The organism is Serratia sp. ID 25-353, assembly GCF_054792795.1.
In genome coordinates this window covers 236,060-254,322 of sequence record NZ_CM139236.1, presented here as the reverse complement: position 1 = coordinate 254,322, position 18,263 = coordinate 236,060, and the positions used below count along the sequence as shown (strand labels likewise).

Genomic DNA, 18,263 nt, shown 5'->3' with positions numbered 1-18,263 from the left:
AGAAAGGCATGTGAAATTATGGAATCCTGGTATCTACTTTATTGCAAACGCGGTCAGCTGTTGCGAGCGCAGGAACATCTGGAACGGCAGCAGGTAAACTGCCTCAGCCCGATCATCACGCTGGAAAAGATCGTGCGTGGCAAGCGCATCGCGGTCAGCGAACCCCTGTTTCCCAACTATCTGTTTGTGGAGTTCGACCCGGAGCGCATTCACACCACCACCATCAGCGCCACCCGCGGCGTCAGCCACTTCGTGCGTTTCGGCGCGCTGCCGAGCGTCATCCCGAGCAAGGTGATCGATGAGCTGCGCACGCACGCCAGCGAAACCTACGTCGATCCGGAAACCCCGCAGCCGGGGGATACCGTCCTGATCGTCGACGGCGTGTTCGAAGGGCTGCAGGCGATCTACACCGAGCCGGACGGCGAGGCCCGCTCGATGCTGTTGCTCAACCTGATCAACAAACAGGTCAGTCAAAGCATCGACAACCGACAGTTCCAGAAGATGTAATGCAAAAGGCGCCCTCAGGCGCCTTTTTGTTGGCTCATTTTGCGCTTAACGACGCATCGCGTCGTCGTGCAACCACTGGGCAACACGCTTGGCGAAGTAGGTCAGCACACCGTCGGCACCGGCGCGTTTGAAGCACATCAACGACTCCATCACCGCAGGTTGCTCCTGCAGCCAGCCGTTCTGAATCGCCGCCATATGCATGGCGTACTCGCCGGACACCTGATAAGCGAAGGTTGGCACGCCGAAGGTATCCTTCACGCGGCGCACAACGTCGAGGTACGGCATGCCCGGTTTCACCATCACCATGTCCGCACCTTCCTGCAGATCCTGTGCAATCTCCTGCAGCGCTTCGTCGCTGTTGGCCGGATCCATCTGATAAGTCTTCTTGTTGCCGCCCTTCAGGTTGCCGCTGGAGCCCAGCGCATCGCGGAACGGGCCGTAGTAGCAGGAAGCATACTTGGCGGAGTAGGCCATAATCTGGGTATTCACCAGGCCCTGCAATTCCAGACGATCGCGGATCGCCCCGATGCGGCCGTCCATCATGTCGCTCGGTGCCACGATTTCCGCGCCCGCTTCGGCATGGGACAGCGCCTGACGCACCAGAATGTCTTTGGTCACGTCGTTAATCACGTAACCCTGCTCATCGATGACCCCGTCCTGCCCGTGGGTGGTGTAAGGATCGAGCGCAACGTCAGTCAGAATGCCCAGCTCAGGCACCGCGTCTTTCAGCGCACGCACCGTGCGCTGCACCAGCCCTTCCGGGTTATAGGCTTCTTCCGCATGCAGCGATTTCAGACCCGGTTCGATCACCGGGAACAGGGAGATCACCGGCACGCCGAGTTTGGCGATGGTTTCCGCTTCCTTGACCAGCAGATCGATCGTCATGCGCGATACGCCCGGCATCGAGGCCACTTCTTCCTGGCGGTTGCTGCCTTCCATGACAAACACCGGATAAATCAGGTCGTTGACCGTCAGTTGGTTCTCGGCCACCAGGCGGCGGCTGAAGTCATGACGGCGCACGCGGCGCATACGGCGACCTGGGAAGGTGCCCGGAAATGCATAGCTCATAGTTTTCTCCTAGCTCAAACCAGCCGGAATAGCCGGCGGGCGTTCTCATCGGTTTTTTGCCCCAGCCATTGCGGCTCTTCCTGTCGCCAGACGGCGACCTGATGCACGATATGGGGCAGGAAACAGGGTTCGTTGCGGCGAGATGCGGGTTTAGGTTGTAAATCCCGGGGCAACAGATAAGGGGCGTCCGTTTCCAGCAGCAGACGCTCGGCCGGGATCTGCGGCAACAGGGCGCGCAATTCCAGGCCGCGCCGCTCGTCGCAGACCCAACCGGTAATCCCGATCGATAGGCCCAGCGCCAGGCAGCTTGTTAATTCTTCGGCGGTGCCGGTGAAGCAGTGCACCACGGCCGCGGGCAGTTTATCCAACCACGGCGTCAGTAGCTCGGCAAAACGTGCGTGTGCGTCGCGGCAATGAAGAAATACCGGCAGCGCCAATTCCGCCGCCAGCGCCAGCTGCGCGGTGAACGCCGCTTCCTGCTGCGCGGGTGTCGATAAATTGCGGTTGAAATCCAGGCCGCATTCGCCGATCGCCGCCACTTCAGGGCGCGCGGCCAACGCATAAATCAGCTCGGCGGTGTGTTCATCCCAACCGCTGGCGTAGTGCGGATGCACGCCGGCGGTTGACCAACAGTAGCCCGCATGTTGCTGCGCCAGTTCGGCGGCCTCGCGGCTCTCCGCCAGATCGGTGCCGGTAATCAACATCCCTGTCACGCCCGCGGCGCGGGCGCGTTCCACCACCGCCTGGCGGTCTTTGGCGAATTGGCTGCTGGTGAGATTAACGCCGATATCAAACATGGTTTTTTCCAAAGCAAAAGCCGCCCAATGGGCGGCTTCGCAATCAATGTGGATCAAGGTGTTGGAGGTTCGTCACCCTCGTCTTCTTCTTCCGCTTGTGGACGACGTTTTCCGGTATAGAAGCGAGCGAAGAACACCCCCACTTCAAACAGCAGATACATCGGTATTGCCAACAGGGTTTGCGAGAACACGTCCGGCGGCGTCAACAGCATGCCGACCACAAACGCGCCGACCAACACATACGGCCGTTTCTTCTTCAGATCTTCCGGCGAGGTGACGCCACTCCAGCACAGCAGAATGATGGCGACCGGCACTTCGAAGGCGACGCCGAACGCCATAAACAGCGCCATGACGAAATCGAGGTAGTTTTTAATGTCGGTCGCAATGGTCACCCCCATCGGCGCGGTCTTGGCAAAGAAGCCGAAGGCCAGCGGGAACACGATGAAGTAGGCGAAAGCCATGCCGAGGTAGAACAGCAGGCTGCTGGACACCAGCAGCGGCATCATCAGGCGGCGTTCATGCTTGTACAGCGCCGGTGCGATGAATGCCCACACCTGATACAGAATCATCGGCGCGGAGACAAACACCGAGACGATCATGGTCAACTTGATCGGCGTAAAGAACGGTGACGCCACGTCGGTGGCGATCATGCTCGCCCCTGCCGGCAGCTGCTTGAGCAGCGGCGCAGAGACCAGCTGGTAGATGTCGTTGGCGAAAAACACCAGCACCACGAACACCGCCAGCACGCAAATAATCGAGTTCAACAGCCGCTTGCGCAGCTCTATCAGATGACTGATAAGGGGTTGGGTATCTTCAACAGCCATGTATTAACGATCGCCACTAGATTGGTGAGACGCAGGGGTTTTATCCGCAACAGGTTCGACAGGTGCCGACGCGGTTTCCACCGGTGCTTTAGCCGGTTGCGCCGCCACAGGCGCAGTCGGGGACGCAGCCGCAACGGCCTCAGGCTCCGCTGCCGGTTTTGGCACGGCGGCGGGCGCGCTGGCGCTGGTTGCCGCTTCCGCCGGCGTCACGCCGTCGTGCAAGGCTTCCGGATCGGTGATCTGCGGGTTATGAATGGTGTTCGCCAGCTCTTCTTTCTCGCCCCGATAGGTGCGTTTCAATGAGTCCGCCGCGTCTTTCAGCTCATCCATCGACGCCTTCAACTCCGGCGTCAGGTTCTGCAGGCCGGCCTGTTCGGCTTTTTTCAGGCTGTCCTGCAGCTCCTGCAGCTTCAGTTCCTGAGACAGTTCGTGCTGCACCGAGGCCGCCAGCGAGCGCAGCGCACGGATCCAGCCCGACACCGTTCTGACCGCGACCGGCAACCGTTCCGGCCCCAGAACAACCAGGCCGATCACCAGCACCAGCAGCAGCTCACTAAACCCAATGTCAAACACGGTTTATACCTGCTCTTTGTTCTTCGACTCTTCCGGTTTCACTTCCGGCTGCTTATCGGTAATAGGCTTGGCCGAGAAATCAGCGTCATCCAGGCTGCTTTTCTCAGCCGTGTTAGGGGTCGACGGCGTATCGTCGCCGATCGCCTTCTTGAAGCCCTTGATCGAGGCGCCGAGATCGGAGCCCAGCGTGCGCAGTTTTTTGGTACCGAACAGCAGCACCACGATCACTGCGATGATCAACAATTGCGTAATACTAATACCGCCCATTTTAATTACCTCTAATTTCAAAGGGTCTTTTAAAGCCAGCCCGCATTATAGGGCCGACTTTACCAGAGTAACGAATTAAATCAGGTGGTTCGCTTCCAGCCAATCACCCAGCATACGATGCCGGCGGCCATCATCCAGGCGGGAAACACCTCGATTTGCCCCAGCAGCAACAGCGTGCCGCTTACCAAGAGTGTAGCGCCAACGCCGAACAAATAACGTGACTGCCCCTGACGAACCCGCTGAGCCTGCATTTGGTTGGTCAGCTTATCAACGCTTTGTTGCAACAGTTTATGCTGCTGCAGGCTGTCGTAAAACAGCTCGGGCAGTTCGGGCAGCTTCTCCGCCCAGAACGGCGCTTTCTCTTTCAGCGCGCGCACCACGGCAGGAATGCCGACCTGATCGCGCAGCCAGCTCTCGAGGAACGGCTTGGCGGTGGTCCACAGATCCAGCTGCGGGTAGAGCTGACGCCCCAGCCCTTCAACATACAGCAAGGTCTTCTGCAATAACACCAGCTGCGGCTGCACTTCCATATTGAAGCGGCGCGCAGTGTTGAACAGGTTCAGCAGCACGTTGCCAAAGGAAATCTCCGCCAGCGGTTTCTCGAAAATCGGCTCGCACACGGTGCGGATGGCGAATTCGAAGTCTTCCACGTTGGTGTCGCGCGGCACCCAACCGGAGTCGACGTGCAGTTCCGCCACCTTGCGGTAATCGCGGTTGAAGAAGGCGATGAAGTTTTCCGCCAAGTAGCGTTTATCATCCTTGTTCAGCGAGCCGACGATGCCGCAGTCGATGCCGATATAGCAAGGATCTTCCGGATGTTCGTAGCTGACGAAAATATTACCGGGATGCATGTCCGCATGGAAGAAGCTGTCGCGGAATACCTGGGTAAAGAACACCTGGACGCCACGTTCCGCCAACAGTTTCATGTTGGTGCCCTGCTGCTCCAGCGTGGCGATATCCGAGACAGGAATGCCGTAGATGCGCTCCATCACCAATACGCTTTCACGGCAGTAGTCGGAATAAACTTCCGGTACGTACAGCATCGGGCTGCCGTCGAAATTACGACGCAGCTGAATGGCGTTGGCCGCTTCGCGCAACAGGTTCAATTCGTCCAGCAGGGTTTTCTCGTACTCGCGCACCACTTCGCGCGGGCGCAGACGGCGGCCGTCCGGCAACAGCTTCGGCACCCAACCTGCCAATCGGTACATCAGGCGCACGTCGGCCTTGATAATCGGCCCGATATCCGGCCGGATCACCTTCAGCACCACTTCCTGGCCGGTGGTTTTCAGCCGCGCGGTATGCACCTGCGCGATCGAGGCAGAGGCCAGCGGCTGCTGATCGAAATCGTCGAACCAGGTTTCCAGCGGGCCGCCCATCGCCAGTTCGATATGTTTACGCGCCAGCGCGCCGTCGAAAGGCGCGACCCGGTCCTGCAACAGCGTCAGCTGATCGGCAATCTGCGGCGGAAACAGATCGCGGCGGGTCGACATCATCTGGCCGAACTTGATCCATACCGGTCCCAGCTCCTGCAGCGCCAACCGCAGGCGTTCACCCAGCGGCTTGTCCTTGTGCCGATTCGGCATCCAGAACAACAGCCGGCGGCCGAAGCGTAGCGGCAGCGTCAAACGCATTGTCGGGATCAGCTCGTCCAATCCATAGCTGAGAAAAACGCGGACGATAAAATACAAACGTCGCAGTTCGCCTGGGGTCATCGCTTGCCCTCCAACGTGTCCATGCGGGCAGACAGCGCTTCCGCGCTGCGGGCGAGTGCATCAACTTCCTCGTTGAACCACACCACTTCCAACGGCCCCGGCGCCAGGCGCCACTCTTCCGTCAACGTCTCCGCCATGTCCTGCTGCCGGCGCATAAAGCCGTCTTTCAGCAGCGAGGCGCCTTTTCCCAGCGCCTGTGTAATGCCCTGGGCGGCGATATCGCCGATATAGGGTGCCAGCCACTCCGCCGGATCCCATTCCGCCAGATCGAGCAGGCCAACCAGCTGTTGCACCACCTGAATATCACCTTCCACCGCCAATTCGCCGCTGCGCATCAGCACCGGTAACTGCTGGCGGTCGCGCAGTTTCAGTAAGGCGGGAATGCGGCTGCGCACGGTGCAATCGGCACTGTCTTCAGACTGCCCCAGCACGTCCACGCGCAGTTCGCTGAACACCAGCACCAGTGGTGAAGCCAGCTCTTCCAGTTCGATGCGCAGCACCTTGCCCGCCAGGCGTTGGCGAGCGGCTTTCATGCTGCGATCGCGAAACAGCAGGTTATTCAGCGAGGTTTCCAGCGCACCGGTCAGCAGAGGGGTAAACAGCATCGGCATCTCCCTCTCAGAACTTGAAGCCACGATGCAGGGCGACAATCCCACCGGTCAGGTTGAAATAGGTGACGTTTTCAAAACCGGCGTTGCCCATCATGCCTTTCAGGGTTTCCTGATCGGGGTGCATGCGGATCGATTCCGCCAGGTAGCGGTAGCTGTCCGGATCTTTCACTACCAGCTCGCCGATCTTCGGCAGCACGTGGAAGGAATAAGCGTCGTAAGCTTTGCTCAGCGGCGCCAGCAGCGGCTTGGAAAACTCCAGCACCAGCAGGCGGCCGCCCGGCTTCAGCACGCGGAACATCGAGCGCAGCGCTTTGTCTTTGTCGGTGACGTTGCGCAGGCCAAAGGAGATGGTGATGCAATCGAAGTAATTATCCGGGAACGGCAGCGCTTCGGCGTTGGCCTGCACGTAATTGATGTTGCCGACGATGCCGCGATCGCGCAGCTTCTCGCGCCCCATCTTCAGCATCGAATCGTTAATGTCCGCCAGCACCACCTGCCCCTGCTCGCCAACCATACGGGAGAACTTGGCCGCCAGGTCGCCGGTACCGCCGGCCAGATCCAGCACGCGCTGCCCACGGCGCACACCGCTGCAGTCAATGGTGAAACGCTTCCAGATACGGTGGATGCCGAACGACATCAGGTCGTTCATCACGTCATACTTTGCCGCTACCGAATGAAAAACGTCCGCCACCATGGCCTGTTTTTCGTCTCGAGCGACGGTGCGAAAACCGAAATCGGTGGTTTCCTGCGGTTGATCTGCCATTGTCCTGCCTGCTATTCAGTCAATTTTGTGTGGATGAGTGTACCAGAAGCCTGGAGAATACCCCACCTCGCCACGGCCTCAGCCGTGCGAAACGAAGCCCGGTTCCCCGGCGGTATCGTCATCGTTTTTCGTCTGCGGCAGCGCGGCGACATCATCGTCGTTCGCCTCTTCCGCTTCATCGTGTTGCGCGCCGGCTTGCTGCGCCAGCAGCGGGTTGATCGGCCGTTTGACCTCAACCCCCAACGCACGGAAACCTTCAATTTGGCCGATAAGATTACCACGGCCTTCGCTCAGTTTGTTCATCGCCTGACGATAACTGCCCTGCGCCTTGTCCAGGCTCTGCCCCAGTGCGGACATATCGTCCACGAACAGCCGCATCTTGTCATACAGTTTCGCCGCGCGATCGGCTATGCGCTGGGCGTTCTGGCTTTGATGTTCATAGCGCCACAGGTTGGTGATGGTGCGCAGCGCCACCAGCAACGTAGTCGGGCTAACCAGCATGATGTTGTGCTTGAGCGCTTCGCTGATCAGCTCCGGCTCGCGATCGATAGCCAGCAGGAAGGCGGGCTCGACCGGAATGAACATCAGCACATAGTCCAGCGAACGCAGCCCCGGCAGCTGCTGATAGTCCTTGCGGCCCAGCATGCGAATGTGGCCGCGCAGCGAGGCGATATGTTCGCTCAGCGCCGCTTCGCGCTCCACCTCGTCTTCGCCGTTGAAATAGCGCTCGTAGGCGATCAGCGACATCTTGGCGTCGATCACCACGTCCTTGCCCTGCGGCAGACGCACGATCACATCGGGCTGCATGCGGCTCTGGTGATCCACCCGCACGTTGACCTGCGTTTCATACTCGTGCCCTTCGCGCAGACCGGAAGCCTCCAGCACCCGGCTCAGCACCACTTCACCCCAATTGCCCTGCGTTTTGTTGTCGCCTTTCAGCGCCTTGGTGAGGTTGATGGCCTCGCGCGCCATCTGCGCGTTCAACTGCTGCAGATTACGTATCTCGTGCGTCAGCGTGTGGCGTTCCCGCGCTTCCTGGCCAAAGCTGTCCTGCACCTGACGGCGGAACCCGTCCAGCTGTTCACGCAGCGGCAGCAGCAACCGATCCAAGCTTTGCTTATTTTGCTCGTCCACCTTGCGGCCGCTGTGTTCAAAAATGCGGTTGGCGAGGTTTTCAAACTGGGTGGTGAGGCGTTGTTCGCTGTTGATCAGCAGGCGCTGCTTCTCCTCCGCCGCCATGCGCGTCTCTTCCAGACGGATGGTGACTTCGCGCAGCTCGGCCTCTTGCGCGCTGTTAACCTCGCGCTGGGCACGCAGTTCCTGATTGAGCAGTTCGCATTCGTTGCGCCAATGGTTGAGCTGTTGCAACTTCTCATGTCCGGCCGCCAGCTGGCTGTGTAGGTTACGCAGCTCCAGCTCACTCTGCCGCAGCTGCTGCTCGTGGCGCTGCAGAGCCTCCTGCCGCGCCGCCGTTTCCTGCTGCGCCTGCTGCAACGCTTGCTCCAGCAACCGCAGCTCGGTTTCATGTTGCGCATTCGTCTGCTGCACCCGCAGACTGGCGATCAGCCACCCCAACAGCATGCCGATCGTTACGCCGCCAATCCCATAAATCAGACTGGTATCCACCCTGCCTCCTGTTGCACCTTGCCGTTCCGGCGTTTCGCACGCCCATTGCCCGTCACGTTAAGGGGAGGCTGTATGGATGTCCAGCCTGATTTTGCCCGCCGCGCACAATATTGCGCGGCACTGCGCAATTTAGCGAGAAATCAGCCCAGCCACTGGCTGAGCCACTTGATGCCGAATGCCCCCGGCGCCAGAATGCCGAACGCCCAGATCATCGCCGACGTGACGTTGGCCAACTGGAAATAACGCTGCGGCATCCCGCAAATGCCGCCCACCAGCGGCACCACGGCGCGCAGCGGGCCGAAGAAGCGGCCGATGAAGATGCCTAGCACGCCCCAGCGTTCAAAGAACGCGTGGCCGCGCGCCAGCAGTTGTGGATTGCGCGACAGCGGCCACATATGCGCCACGCGGTCCTGATAGTGATAGCCGATCCAGTAAGAGAGCCAGTCGCCGAAAAACGCCCCGACGGCGGCAGCGGCCCAAATCGGCCAAAAGGCGATGCCGCTTTCGCCGATCAGCGCGCCCAGCGCCAGCAGGATCACCGTGGCCGGCAGCAGCAGAGACAAAAACGCCAGCGACTCGCCGAACGCCAGGAAGAAGATGATGGGAATGGCCCAGCCTTCGTGCTGACGCACGACGTCGCTGACCCAGTTGATAACGTCATTGAGGCTCAATGCGGGGCTCCTGATACGCGATAATTCGCCGCCTAGGATAGGCCGGGGCGAGTTAAACCCCGGCTAAACGCGCGGCGATTTACTCGAGGTAGAACGCCTGCAGCGCTTCGCGCTGGGCCGCGCCCAGGCCGTATTCCGCTTCCAGCCAACGGTCGGTGGAACCGTATTGCTGACGGATGCAGCCCAACGCCGTCATCAGGAACTCCTCGCGCGCGCTGAGCACGTAGGCGAATTGCTCCAGCGCCGCTGCATTCAGCTTGATAGACAGCTGATCCAGCATCTGCTCGCGGAAAGTGGCCAGCGTGGTTTCGGTCAGCAGATAGTCTTCCAGCACCGTCGCTTCATCGGCCCCCAGCGCGAACAGCACCAGTGCCGAACCGACCCCGGTGCGATCCTTGCCGACCGCGCAGTGCTGCACGATGGCGCCACCGCCAGGATTACTCAACAGCTGCGCCAGCCGCTGATAGGCCGCATTGCCGAACGGCAGGCGGCGATACAGCTCCAGCATGAACGCCCGGGCGTCGAAAGCGGCCAACGTTTCGTTGGTGAGCTTCTCCAGGTTGGCGTTGACTTCGCTGCTCAGCGGGTTGGCCGGCACGTGGTGATAATCGGCGCCACTCCACAGAATATCCGGCTTGGTCTGCACCTCGTCGGCATCGCGGTAGTCCAGCACCGAGCGCACCGGCACGCCGGCGAGAAAGGTGCAGTCGTTTTCCGTCAGCCGCTCGAGGGAACCGGAGCGGAACAGCAGGCCGCGCTTGATGCGGCGCCCGTCGGCCACGCCGTTGCCGCCGAAGTCGCGGAAATTGATGCCGCCGTCGAGCGGCGCGAGCGAAGGATGAAGCAGGATCTGGGCGGTCATAAACGTCCTCGTTGTTTTTGTTATGACAACGCGCGGCAGCCATCGGCGCAGCGCTGAGGAGTATCACCGTAACAGATTCGCCGCGAATGGAAAAACGGGCCGCGTCGGCGGCCCATTGAGGGAATGGCGATTACAGCAGACGGCGGGCAGCGTCCACCACGATCTGCACCGCTTTGCTTTCGGTGTTTTTCATGGTCTCGGCGTTCGGGATCTCTTGCTGGGTGCGGTTGACGATCACCCCGGCCACCATGCCAGCACGCAGGCCCTGGCTGGCGCACATGGTCAGCAGCGTGGCGGATTCCATTTCATAGTTCATCACGCCCATCGCTTGCCATTCTTCCATCGAGCCTTTGAAACGGCTGACTACGCGGCCGGAGTAGGTATCGTAACGTTCCTGGCCCGGATAGAAGGTATCGGAAGAGGCGGTCACGCCAATGTGCGTGGTGGCGCCGCTGGCCTTGGCCGCTTCCACCAGCGCGGTGGTGCAGGCGAAGTCCGCGACCGCCGGGAACTCCATCGGCGCAAAGTGCAGGCTGGCGCCGTCGAGGCGTACCGCCGCCGTGGTGACCAGCACGTCGCCGACGTTGATGTTCGCCTGAATGGCGCCGGTGGTGCCGATGCGCAGGAAGGTGCGAATGCCCAGCTGCGCCAACTCTTCCACCGCGATAGAAGTAGAGGGGCCGCCGATACCGGTAGAGCAGACGATCACCGCCTTGCCGTCCAGCTCCGCGCGCCAGGTAGTGAATTCACGATGGGAGGCCAGATGCACCGGATTTTCCATCAGCTTGGCAATCTTCTCTACGCGCTGCGGATCGCCCGGCACGATGGCAAGCTGGGCCCCTTGTAAATCGTTCTTGGTGAGGCCGAGATGAAAAACGTCAGACTGAGACATACGAGACTCCTCATGGATCATGTTTATTGGGAGGAACAAAAAAGCACTCTACTGAAAATCGCCGCTTAATTTCGTGACGACAGTCACTATGAAAAGAGAAACAAATTACATGCTACATATTTTTTGTGATTTTTATCACAAAAAGCACTGTGACGCTCCCTGAAGGCACCGCTCTACCTCAGTCTAGCCGACAAATCTTGCCGCCCTCTGCCCGTTGATTGCCGGCTGAAACTATTTAGCTGATCAATTCAAAATACCCTCATCTTATCGGTTGCTTAGGGACAAAAAAGCCCTTTAACGCACCTTATGGCACTTACGCAGGCCAAAACGCGTAATAACATGATAAAAAGCGTTTAAAAATGCCGCAAAGCCAGATAATTAGCCGTTTTTTATCGACTTGTCCGAAAGTGCGCCACGCAGCGCCAATAATGGGTAATCTTTCCTATAGTTAATCTCAGCGCTTTTTTCTATTGCACGGAGACCGCAATGAAAACCGAACATGTGATGACATTAGAACAGGCTCAGGGGGGATTCGCCCCGGCCGCCGCGCCGTTGGCCGCCTCCGCGATTATCACCGACGAACAGGGCATTCACGCCGGGCAAACGACCATCCCTTCTCAGGGCGACGCCCTGCCGGCCTACGTCGCCAAACCCGCCGACCAGAGCGGCCCCTTCCCCATCGTCCTCGTGGTGCAGGAAATCTTCGGCGTCCATGAACATATTCAGGATCTGTGCCGCCGCCTGGCCAAGCAGGGCTATCTGGCGATCGCGCCCGAGCTCTATTTCCGCCAGGGCGACGCCAACGACTACACCGATATCGGCGAGCTGTTCCAGCAGCTGGTCACCAAGGTGCCGGATCGTCAGGTGCTGTCGGATCTGGATCACGCCGCGCACTGGGCTATCCGCCACGGCGGCGACGCCGGCAAGCTGGCGATCACCGGTTTCTGCTGGGGTGGCCGCATCACCTGGCTGTACGCGGCGCACAACCCGCAGTTGAAGGCGGCGGTCGCCTGGTACGGCAAACTGGTTGGCGAGAAAACGCTGAATTCACCGAAGCAGCCGGTCGACGTCGCCACCCACCTGTCGGCGCCGGTGCTGGGGCTGTATGGCGGGCAGGATAGCGGCATCCCGCTGGAGACGGTGGAAACCATGCGTCAGGCGATCCGCGCCGCCAACGCCGAGGCCGAAATCGTGGTGTACCCCGAGGTCGGGCATGCGTTCAACGCCGACTATCGCCCCAGCTACAACGCCGAAGCGGCGCAAGACGGCTGGCAGCGCATGCTGGCGTGGTTCGCCCAGCACGGCGTCAAATAATTTCCTTCACATAAAAAAGGGCGCCGAAGCGCCCAATCATCACACCAGTAAATCTATAAGCGGCGGTTCATCCGCCGCACGGCATCACGCGTGCTCGCGCAGGCGCTGTGCCGCCAATACCATGTTGGCCAGCGACTGCCGGGTTTCTGGCCAGCCGCGGGTTTTCAGGCCGCAATCCGGGTTAACCCACAGGCGTTCCGCCGGGATGTTCTGCGCCGCTTTACGCAGCAGCGCTTCAATCCATTCCACGCTCGGCACGTTCGGCGAGTGGATATCGTAGACGCCCGGCCCGATTTCGTTCGGGTATTCGAACTCCTTGAAGGCTTCCAGCAGATCCATATCGGAACGCGAGGTCTCGATGGTGATCACGTCGGCGTCCAGCGCGGCGATGGAGTCCATGATGTCGTTGAACTCGCAGTAACACATGTGGGTGTGGATCTGGGTGTCGTCCCGCGCCACGGCGGCGTTCAGTTTGAAGGCGTCCACCGCCCACTTCAGGTAAGCGGCCCAGTCGGATTGACGCAGCGGCAGCCCTTCGCGCAGGGCGGGTTCGTCGATCTGGATGATGCCGATGCCGGCTTTTTCCAAATCCTCCACTTCGTCGCGCAGCGCCAGCGCAATCTGCTTGGCAATCACTTCGCGGGTCACGTCTTCACGCGGGAACGACCAGCACAGGATGGTCACCGGCCCGGTCAACATGCCTTTCACCGGCTTGTCGGTCAGCGACTGGGCGAATTTGGCCCACTCGACGGTGATGGCTTCCGGGCGGCTGACGTCACCGATGATGACCGGCGGCTTCACGCAGCGGGAGCCGTAGCTCTGCACCCAGCCGTTTTGGGTAAACACGAAGCCGTCGAGGTTCTCGCCGAAATACTCCACCATGTCGTTGCGCTCGGCTTCACCGTGCACCAGCACGTCCAGCCCGAGGCGCTCCTGCTCGACGATCGCCTGTTTGATGTGCTCACCGATGCTGGTGCGGTAGTTGTTGCCGTCCAAACGGCCCTGTTTGAAGTCCAGACGCAGGCCGCGGATCTCGGTGGTCTGCGGGAACGAACCGATGGTGGTGGTCGGCCAGGCCGGCAGGTTGAAACGCTCGCGCTGCGCCCTGGCGCGTTCGGCGTAAGCGCTGTGGCGTTCGCTGTCCTGCGCGGTGATCGCGGCCAGGCGGCGCTCAACCTGTGGGTTATGCACGCGGCTCGACTGACGGCGGGCGCGAATCGGCGCACTGTAGGCGTCCAGTTCGGCCTGCTTGGCCCCGTCAGGCGCGTTCAGCGCCGCAGTCAGCAGTGCCAGCTCGGCGCATTTTTGCAGCGCGAAGGCGAACCAGCTTTTCACTTCTTCGTCCAGACGGCTTTCCACGCTCAGGTCGATCGGGCTGTGCAGCAGTGAACAGGAGGTGCCGATCCACAGCGGGCGGGTGCCCACCAGCGGCTGCAGACGTTCGAACCAGCGGCTCAGATCGGCGCGCCAGACGTTGCGGCCGTTGATCACCCCCAGCGACAGCAGCCAGTCGTTCGGCAATGCGGCACTCAGCGCGGCAATATCGTCATGGCCGGCGACCAGATCGACGTGCAGCCCCTGCACCGGCAGCGTGCGAATGGTGTCGAGGTTGTGGCCGACGCTGTCGAAATACGTGGTCAGCAGCAGCTTCACCTGCCCCTGCAGCGCGTCGTAAGCCGGTTTGAACGCATCCAGCCAGGCTTGCGGCAGCTCCAGCACCAGCGCAGGTTCATCAATTTGCACCCACTCGACGCCGCGTTTCGCCAGCTCGGCCAGCACCTGTTGGTAAACCGGCAGGATATCTTTCAGCAGCGACAGGCGGTCGAACGGCTCGCCCTTCACCTTACCCAGCCACAGATAGGTCAGCGGGCCCAGCAGCACCGGCTTGATGCGATGGCCGAGCGCCAGCGCTTCATCCACTTCGTCCAGCAGCTGAGTCCAGCCCAGCTTGAACTGCTGGCCTTGCTGGAATTCGGGCACCATGTAGTGGTAGTTGGTGTTAAACCATTTGGTCATTTCCGCCGCGGCCGCCGGCTCGCCGGTCGGTGCTCGGCCACGGCCGATGCGAAACAGCGTGTCCAGATCGATCGAGCCATCCGCATTCTGATGGCGCGCCGGCACGTTGCCCAGCAGCAGGCTGGTGGTCAACACATGATCGTACCAGGCGAAATCGCCGACCGGCACCAAATCCACCCCGGCCTGCTGTTGCTGTTGCCAATGACGAGCGCGCAGCTCGCGGCCAACCGCCAACAGCTCTTCCTGCGTTGAGTTGCCGGCCCAGTAGCTTTCCTGAGCTTTTTTCAACTCACGTCGTAGCCCAACGCGAGGAAAACCCAGTGTGTGATTCAAAATTGCCATCGTCATATTCCCCATTTAGCCGTCCAGATGTTTACACATCCATAATCAGCAGGTACTGTATTAACCACAAGCGCAATTTATTCACTGTCAATGTGAAGGACTCTCATGATCGAACTGAAACATTTACGGACGCTGCAGGCACTGCGCAACAGCGGTTCGCTGGCGGGGGCGGCGGCCCAACTTCATCAGACGCAGTCTGCCCTGTCGCACCAGTTCAGCGATCTTGAGCAACGTCTGGGCTTCAAGCTGTTCGTGCGCAAGAGCCAGCCCCTGCGCTTCACCGCCCAGGGCGAGATCCTGCTGCAGTTGGCGGAGCAGGTACTGCCGCAGATCCAACAGGCGCTGCAGGCCTGCCACGAGCCGCACCAGACCACGCTGCGCATCGCCATCGAATGCCACAGCTGCATTCAGTGGCTGACGCCGGCGCTGGACAACTTCCGTCAGCGTTTCCCGCAGGTGGTGATGGATTTCACTTCCGGCGTCACTTTCGATCCGCAGCCGGCCTTGCAACAGGGCGAACTGGATCTGGTGATGACGTCGGATATTCTGCCGCGCAGCGGCCTACACTACTCGCCGATGTTCGATTTCGAAGTGCGCCTGGTGCTGGCGCCGGACCATCCGCTGGCCGGCAAGCCGCACATCGAGCCGGAAGACTTGAGTGACGAAACGCTGTTGATTTACCCGGTGCAGCGCCAACGGCTGGATATCTGGCGGCATTTTCTGCAGCCGGCGGGCGTCAGCCCAGCGTTGAAGAACGTCGATAACACGCTGCTGCTGATCCAGATGGTATCGGCGCGGATGGGGATTGCGGCGCTACCGCACTGGGTGGTGGAGAGTTTCGAACGGCAGGGGCTGGTGGTGACCAAAACTCTGGGTGACGGCCTGTGGAGCCGCCTGTACGCCGCCGTGCGCGATGGCGAACAGCGCCAGGCGGTGACCGAAGCCTTTATCCGCTCGGCCCGCCAGCACGCCTGCGATCATCTGCCGTTTGTGCGCGACGCGGCACGCCCCGGCACGACCGGCGCCAAAGCGTTGGCGGCCGGCGTATAAACTTGCGGGCCACCCGTACTAAGGTGGCCCACCCGATTAGCCAATCTGCTTCGGCGCCACCCAGCGGCGGTGCACCCACAGCGAAGCGACTATCACCGCCCCGCCGATGATAAAGCTCGGCCAATGCGGCTGCTGCTGCCAGATGGCCAGGTTGACCAACAAACCGGCCGGCACATGCATATTGTTCATGATGCCGAGCGTGCCGGCATCGACCTGCGTCGCGCCATAGTTCCACATGAAGTAGCCCAGCCCCGACGCCACCACGCCCAGCCAGATCAACACGCCCCACTGCAGATTGGTGGTCGGCAGCTGCTGCGGATTGCCCCACAGGAACCAGGCCACCACTGCCACCACCGCCGCCCCCAGGTAGAACCAGGAAAAGGCGGTGTGCTGCGGCAAGGGGTGCACTTCCATCAGGCGCTTATAGCCGACCATGCCGATGGCGAAGCTGATGTTCGCCGCCTGCACCAACAGCAGCCCCCACCAGAAGTGTTCGCTCAACTGGTGATAGCGGATAATCGCCGCGCCCAGCACCGCCAGCAACGCGCTGAAGACGTAGCCCCAACGCAGGCGCCGGCCGCTCAGCAAGTCGTAGATCAGCGTGATATACAGCGGCGTCAGCACGGTGAACAGCAGGAATTCCGGCACCGTCAGGTACAGATAGGCGCGGAAGCTGAACAGGTACATGATGCCCAGCTGGAAGGCGCCCACCAGCATATACAGCAGGATCACCTTGAGTTTGATGTTGCGCCAACGCAGAAACGGCAGAAACACCAGCGCCGCCAGCCCGATGCGCACCAGCGCCGAGAACCCGCTGTCGACATGGCCCGCCAGGTACTCGCCAATCAGGCTGAAAGAAAATGCCCACAGGATGGTGGTTATAACCAAAAGCAGCACGATGGGTTCACCCTAAAAAGACCGAAAGGGCGATTGTAACGGAAGATGGGCGCATAAGGGGATGAAAGGCGGTTTACATCCGAACAAAAGATAAACTACCGGCAAAATTTCACCGCTGGGTTAGGCTTAATAAAAAGGCGAGGTAACCATCATGAAAACTTCTCATATCCTGTTCGTCCTGCTGTGGCTGCCCGGCCTGGCTGCGGCGGCCAACGGCGTGACCGATCTGCGTTCACAGCAGCAGTTACTCAACCAAAACAGCCAGCAGGCCCAGCAACAGCGCCTGTTGAACAATCGGCAAATGGACCAACGCCGCCTGCAGCAACAGCGGCAGCTCGACAATCAGCGGCAACAGCTGATGCAAACCACGCCGAACGGCGGACAACTGCTGCCTAACGGCAATCAGCCGCGCGATCCGTTCAATCGCACCGCGCCGGCGGTGCCGCAGGCGCAGATGCCGGCTATGCCCGCACGCCCATCACGGTGAGGATCAGCGGCGTGGTGATCGCCGCCAGCACGGTGGACATCACCAGGCTGGTGGCGGCCGGGCCGGTGAGCGTATTGAACTGGCGCGACATCAGGTAGACGTTCACCCCCACCGCCATCGACCCCAGCAGCACCACAACCCGGGTTTCCATCGGTGGCAAATCCATCATCCAGGCCAGCAGCCAAATCACTAGCGGTTGCACCAGCAGTTTCAGCACACAGATGACGCTGCTCAGCTGCCAGCCTTCGCTGATGCGGTACTCGGCAAGCCCCATGCCCAGCACCACCAGCGACAGCGGCGCCGCCACCTGGCCGAGCATGCTGACCGGCCGATCGACGAAGGCCGGCAGCGGCAGGCCGGTCAGGCTGAACAAGGTGCCGGACAGGATACCGACGATCAGCGGATTGGTCAGCACGCTACGCGCGGTTTTAGCGAAACCGCTCAGCGTCGGCGAACCGTTGCGCGCCCATTCGATCGACACCGTCACCAGCGTCCACAGGATCAGGCCGTTGAACACCAGCACCAGCGCCACCGACGGGATCGCCGCCTCCCCCAGCATCACGCTGGCGATAGGCAAGCCGAGCATCACGTTATTGGAGAAAATACCGCCCAGCGCAAACACCGATCCGGCGACGCCATCCAGCCGGAAGAGATGCCGGGCGACGAGACGGCCAAGCACAAACACGATCAGGCAACTGCCGAAGAACGCGATCAGCAGCCGGGCATCGACCGCCGGGCGCTGCGAGAAGTCGCACATCATGCGAAACAGCATGGCGGGCAAGGCGAGAGAAAACACGAAGCGCGTCAGGCCATCGGTGATGCCGGCAGGCCATTTCCCCCAGCGAATCAGCCCATAACCCAACGCAATCAGAACAAACAGCGGTAAAGACAGCACGATCTGGTGCCACAGTGACAGGATAAAGCCAGGCATCGCATTCCTTCCGGTGGTGCGGCGGCAAGGCTTGTCGTCGCGGGGTTCATCGG

General features: G+C 60.7%; 19 protein-coding genes. 4 read left to right on the top strand and 15 right to left on the bottom strand.

All coding sequences use genetic code 11. The features are described 5' to 3' along the window. Positions 1-18: 18 nt before the first annotated feature. A complete protein-coding gene (gene rfaH / locus ACYF6X_RS01125; RefSeq protein ID WP_004934466.1) occupies positions 19-507 on the top strand; it encodes a transcription/translation regulatory transformer protein RfaH in 489 nt (162 codons plus the stop codon). 45 nt (positions 508-552) lie between these two features. Here the strand turns inward: rfaH and hemB are convergent, their stop codons facing one another. The 12 genes from hemB to udp all read right to left on the bottom strand — a co-directional run bounded on the left by hemB (position 553) and on the right by udp (position 11,173). Further along, positions 553-1,575, bottom strand: a complete 1,023-nt coding sequence (hemB, locus tag ACYF6X_RS01120; RefSeq protein WP_033636707.1) for a porphobilinogen synthase — start codon at positions 1,573-1,575, stop codon at positions 553-555. A 14-nt stretch (positions 1,576-1,589) separates the two neighbouring features. After that, entirely contained in the window at positions 1,590-2,372 is a 783-nt protein-coding gene (tatD, locus tag ACYF6X_RS01115; RefSeq protein ID WP_130017519.1) for a 3'-5' ssDNA/RNA exonuclease TatD, read from the bottom strand. Between the two features lie 53 nt (positions 2,373-2,425). Continuing rightward, a complete protein-coding gene (gene tatC, locus ACYF6X_RS01110) occupies positions 2,426-3,196 on the bottom strand; it encodes a Sec-independent protein translocase subunit TatC (RefSeq protein WP_047729370.1) in 771 nt (256 codons plus the stop codon). Between the two features lie 3 nt (positions 3,197-3,199). Beyond that, a complete protein-coding gene (gene tatB, locus ACYF6X_RS01105; protein WP_063989041.1) occupies positions 3,200-3,769 on the bottom strand; it encodes a Sec-independent protein translocase protein TatB in 570 nt (189 codons plus the stop codon). 3 nt (positions 3,770-3,772) lie between these two features. Next, positions 3,773-4,036, bottom strand: a complete 264-nt coding sequence (tatA, locus tag ACYF6X_RS01100) for a Sec-independent protein translocase subunit TatA (RefSeq protein WP_004934452.1) — start codon at positions 4,034-4,036, stop codon at positions 3,773-3,775. Between the two features lie 80 nt (positions 4,037-4,116). Continuing rightward, positions 4,117-5,748, bottom strand: coding sequence for a ubiquinone biosynthesis regulatory protein kinase UbiB (gene ubiB / locus ACYF6X_RS01095; RefSeq protein WP_063989042.1), 1,632 nt, complete (start codon positions 5,746-5,748; stop codon positions 4,117-4,119). Next, positions 5,745-6,353: a ubiquinone biosynthesis protein UbiJ gene (ubiJ, locus tag ACYF6X_RS01090; protein ID WP_063989043.1), complete on the bottom strand. Its 609-nt coding sequence runs from the start codon at positions 6,351-6,353 to the stop codon at positions 5,745-5,747. The genes ubiB and ubiJ overlap by 4 nt, the downstream gene beginning before the upstream one ends. Positions 6,354-6,366: 13 nt before the next feature. Beyond that, complete coding sequence (ubiE, locus tag ACYF6X_RS01085; protein WP_025304918.1) at positions 6,367-7,122, bottom strand: bifunctional demethylmenaquinone methyltransferase/2-methoxy-6-polyprenyl-1,4-benzoquinol methylase UbiE; 756 nt, start codon at positions 7,120-7,122, stop codon at positions 6,367-6,369. Between the two features lie 78 nt (positions 7,123-7,200). Continuing rightward, positions 7,201-8,748 carry a DNA recombination protein RmuC gene (gene rmuC, locus ACYF6X_RS01080; RefSeq protein WP_107227482.1) on the bottom strand — a complete coding sequence of 516 codons (1,548 nt, stop codon included), beginning with the start codon at positions 8,746-8,748 and terminating at the stop codon, positions 7,201-7,203. 140 nt (positions 8,749-8,888) lie between these two features. Further along, positions 8,889-9,419, bottom strand: coding sequence for a DedA family protein (locus ACYF6X_RS01075; RefSeq protein ID WP_019455291.1), 531 nt, complete (start codon positions 9,417-9,419; stop codon positions 8,889-8,891). Between the two features lie 79 nt (positions 9,420-9,498). Further along, entirely contained in the window at positions 9,499-10,281 is a 783-nt protein-coding gene (locus ACYF6X_RS01070; protein ID WP_130017520.1) for a tyrosine-protein phosphatase, read from the bottom strand. Positions 10,282-10,411: 130 nt separating this feature from the next. Then, positions 10,412-11,173, bottom strand: coding sequence for a uridine phosphorylase (gene udp / locus ACYF6X_RS01065; RefSeq protein WP_004934432.1), 762 nt, complete (start codon positions 11,171-11,173; stop codon positions 10,412-10,414). A 486-nt stretch (positions 11,174-11,659) separates the two neighbouring features. On the opposite strand from udp, the gene ACYF6X_RS01060 reads away from it, so the two are divergent. Further along, positions 11,660-12,487: a dienelactone hydrolase family protein gene (locus ACYF6X_RS01060; RefSeq protein WP_038874174.1), complete on the top strand. Its 828-nt coding sequence runs from the start codon at positions 11,660-11,662 to the stop codon at positions 12,485-12,487. Positions 12,488-12,571: 84 nt separating this feature from the next. On the opposite strand, the gene metE is transcribed toward ACYF6X_RS01060, so the two are convergent. Continuing rightward, on the bottom strand, positions 12,572-14,860 hold the full coding sequence (metE, locus tag ACYF6X_RS01055; RefSeq protein WP_165384366.1) for a 5-methyltetrahydropteroyltriglutamate--homocysteine S-methyltransferase: 2,289 nt from the start codon (positions 14,858-14,860) through the stop codon (positions 12,572-12,574). 90 nt (positions 14,861-14,950) lie between these two features. Here metE and metR point away from each other — a divergent pair, with 90 nt between their 5' ends. Next, positions 14,951-15,895, top strand: a complete 945-nt coding sequence (gene metR, locus ACYF6X_RS01050; protein ID WP_063989046.1) for an HTH-type transcriptional regulator MetR — start codon at positions 14,951-14,953, stop codon at positions 15,893-15,895. Between the two features lie 36 nt (positions 15,896-15,931). Here metR and ACYF6X_RS01045 read toward each other — a convergent pair whose 3' ends face one another. After that, complete coding sequence (locus tag ACYF6X_RS01045) at positions 15,932-16,792, bottom strand: carboxylate/amino acid/amine transporter (RefSeq protein WP_130017522.1); 861 nt, start codon at positions 16,790-16,792, stop codon at positions 15,932-15,934. Positions 16,793-16,943: 151 nt separating this feature from the next. Here ACYF6X_RS01045 and ACYF6X_RS01040 point away from each other — a divergent pair, with 151 nt between their 5' ends. After that, a complete protein-coding gene (locus ACYF6X_RS01040) occupies positions 16,944-17,279 on the top strand; it encodes a hypothetical protein (protein ID WP_130017523.1) in 336 nt (111 codons plus the stop codon). Here the strand turns inward: ACYF6X_RS01040 and ACYF6X_RS01035 are convergent. Next, positions 17,254-18,210 (bottom strand): AEC family transporter, encoded by a 957-nt coding sequence (locus ACYF6X_RS01035; protein WP_063989048.1) that lies wholly within the window; start codon positions 18,208-18,210, stop codon positions 17,254-17,256. The two genes, ACYF6X_RS01040 and ACYF6X_RS01035, sit on opposite strands and share 26 nt — an antisense overlap. Positions 18,211-18,263: the final 53 nt, after the last annotated feature.

Coding starts and splice junctions, on each gene's coding strand:
- rfaH (WP_004934466.1), top strand. CDS start 19: ATGGAATCCTGGTATCTACTTTATTGCAAACGCGGTCAGCTGTTGCGA.
- hemB (WP_033636707.1), bottom strand. CDS start 1,575: ATGAGCTATGCATTTCCGGGCACCTTCCCAGGTCGCCGTATGCGCCGC.
- tatD (WP_130017519.1), bottom strand. CDS start 2,372: ATGTTTGATATCGGCGTTAATCTCACCAGCAGCCAATTCGCCAAAGAC.
- tatC (WP_047729370.1), bottom strand. CDS start 3,196: ATGGCTGTTGAAGATACCCAACCCCTTATCAGTCATCTGATAGAGCTG.
- tatA (WP_004934452.1), bottom strand. CDS start 4,036: ATGGGCGGTATTAGTATTACGCAATTGTTGATCATCGCAGTGATCGTG.
- ubiB (WP_063989042.1), bottom strand. CDS start 5,748: ATGACCCCAGGCGAACTGCGACGTTTGTATTTTATCGTCCGCGTTTTT.
- ubiJ (WP_063989043.1), bottom strand. CDS start 6,353: ATGCTGTTTACCCCTCTGCTGACCGGTGCGCTGGAAACCTCGCTGAAT.
- ubiE (WP_025304918.1), bottom strand. CDS start 7,122: ATGGCAGATCAACCGCAGGAAACCACCGATTTCGGTTTTCGCACCGTC.
- ACYF6X_RS01070 (WP_130017520.1), bottom strand. CDS start 10,281: ATGACCGCCCAGATCCTGCTTCATCCTTCGCTCGCGCCGCTCGACGGC.
- udp (WP_004934432.1), bottom strand. CDS start 11,173: ATGTCTCAGTCTGACGTTTTTCATCTCGGCCTCACCAAGAACGATTTA.
- ACYF6X_RS01060 (WP_038874174.1), top strand. CDS start 11,660: ATGAAAACCGAACATGTGATGACATTAGAACAGGCTCAGGGGGGATTC.
- metE (WP_165384366.1), bottom strand. CDS start 14,860: ATGGGGAATATGACGATGGCAATTTTGAATCACACACTGGGTTTTCCT.
- metR (WP_063989046.1), top strand. CDS start 14,951: ATGATCGAACTGAAACATTTACGGACGCTGCAGGCACTGCGCAACAGC.
- ACYF6X_RS01040 (WP_130017523.1), top strand. CDS start 16,944: ATGAAAACTTCTCATATCCTGTTCGTCCTGCTGTGGCTGCCCGGCCTG.
- ACYF6X_RS01035 (WP_063989048.1), bottom strand. CDS start 18,210: ATGCCTGGCTTTATCCTGTCACTGTGGCACCAGATCGTGCTGTCTTTA.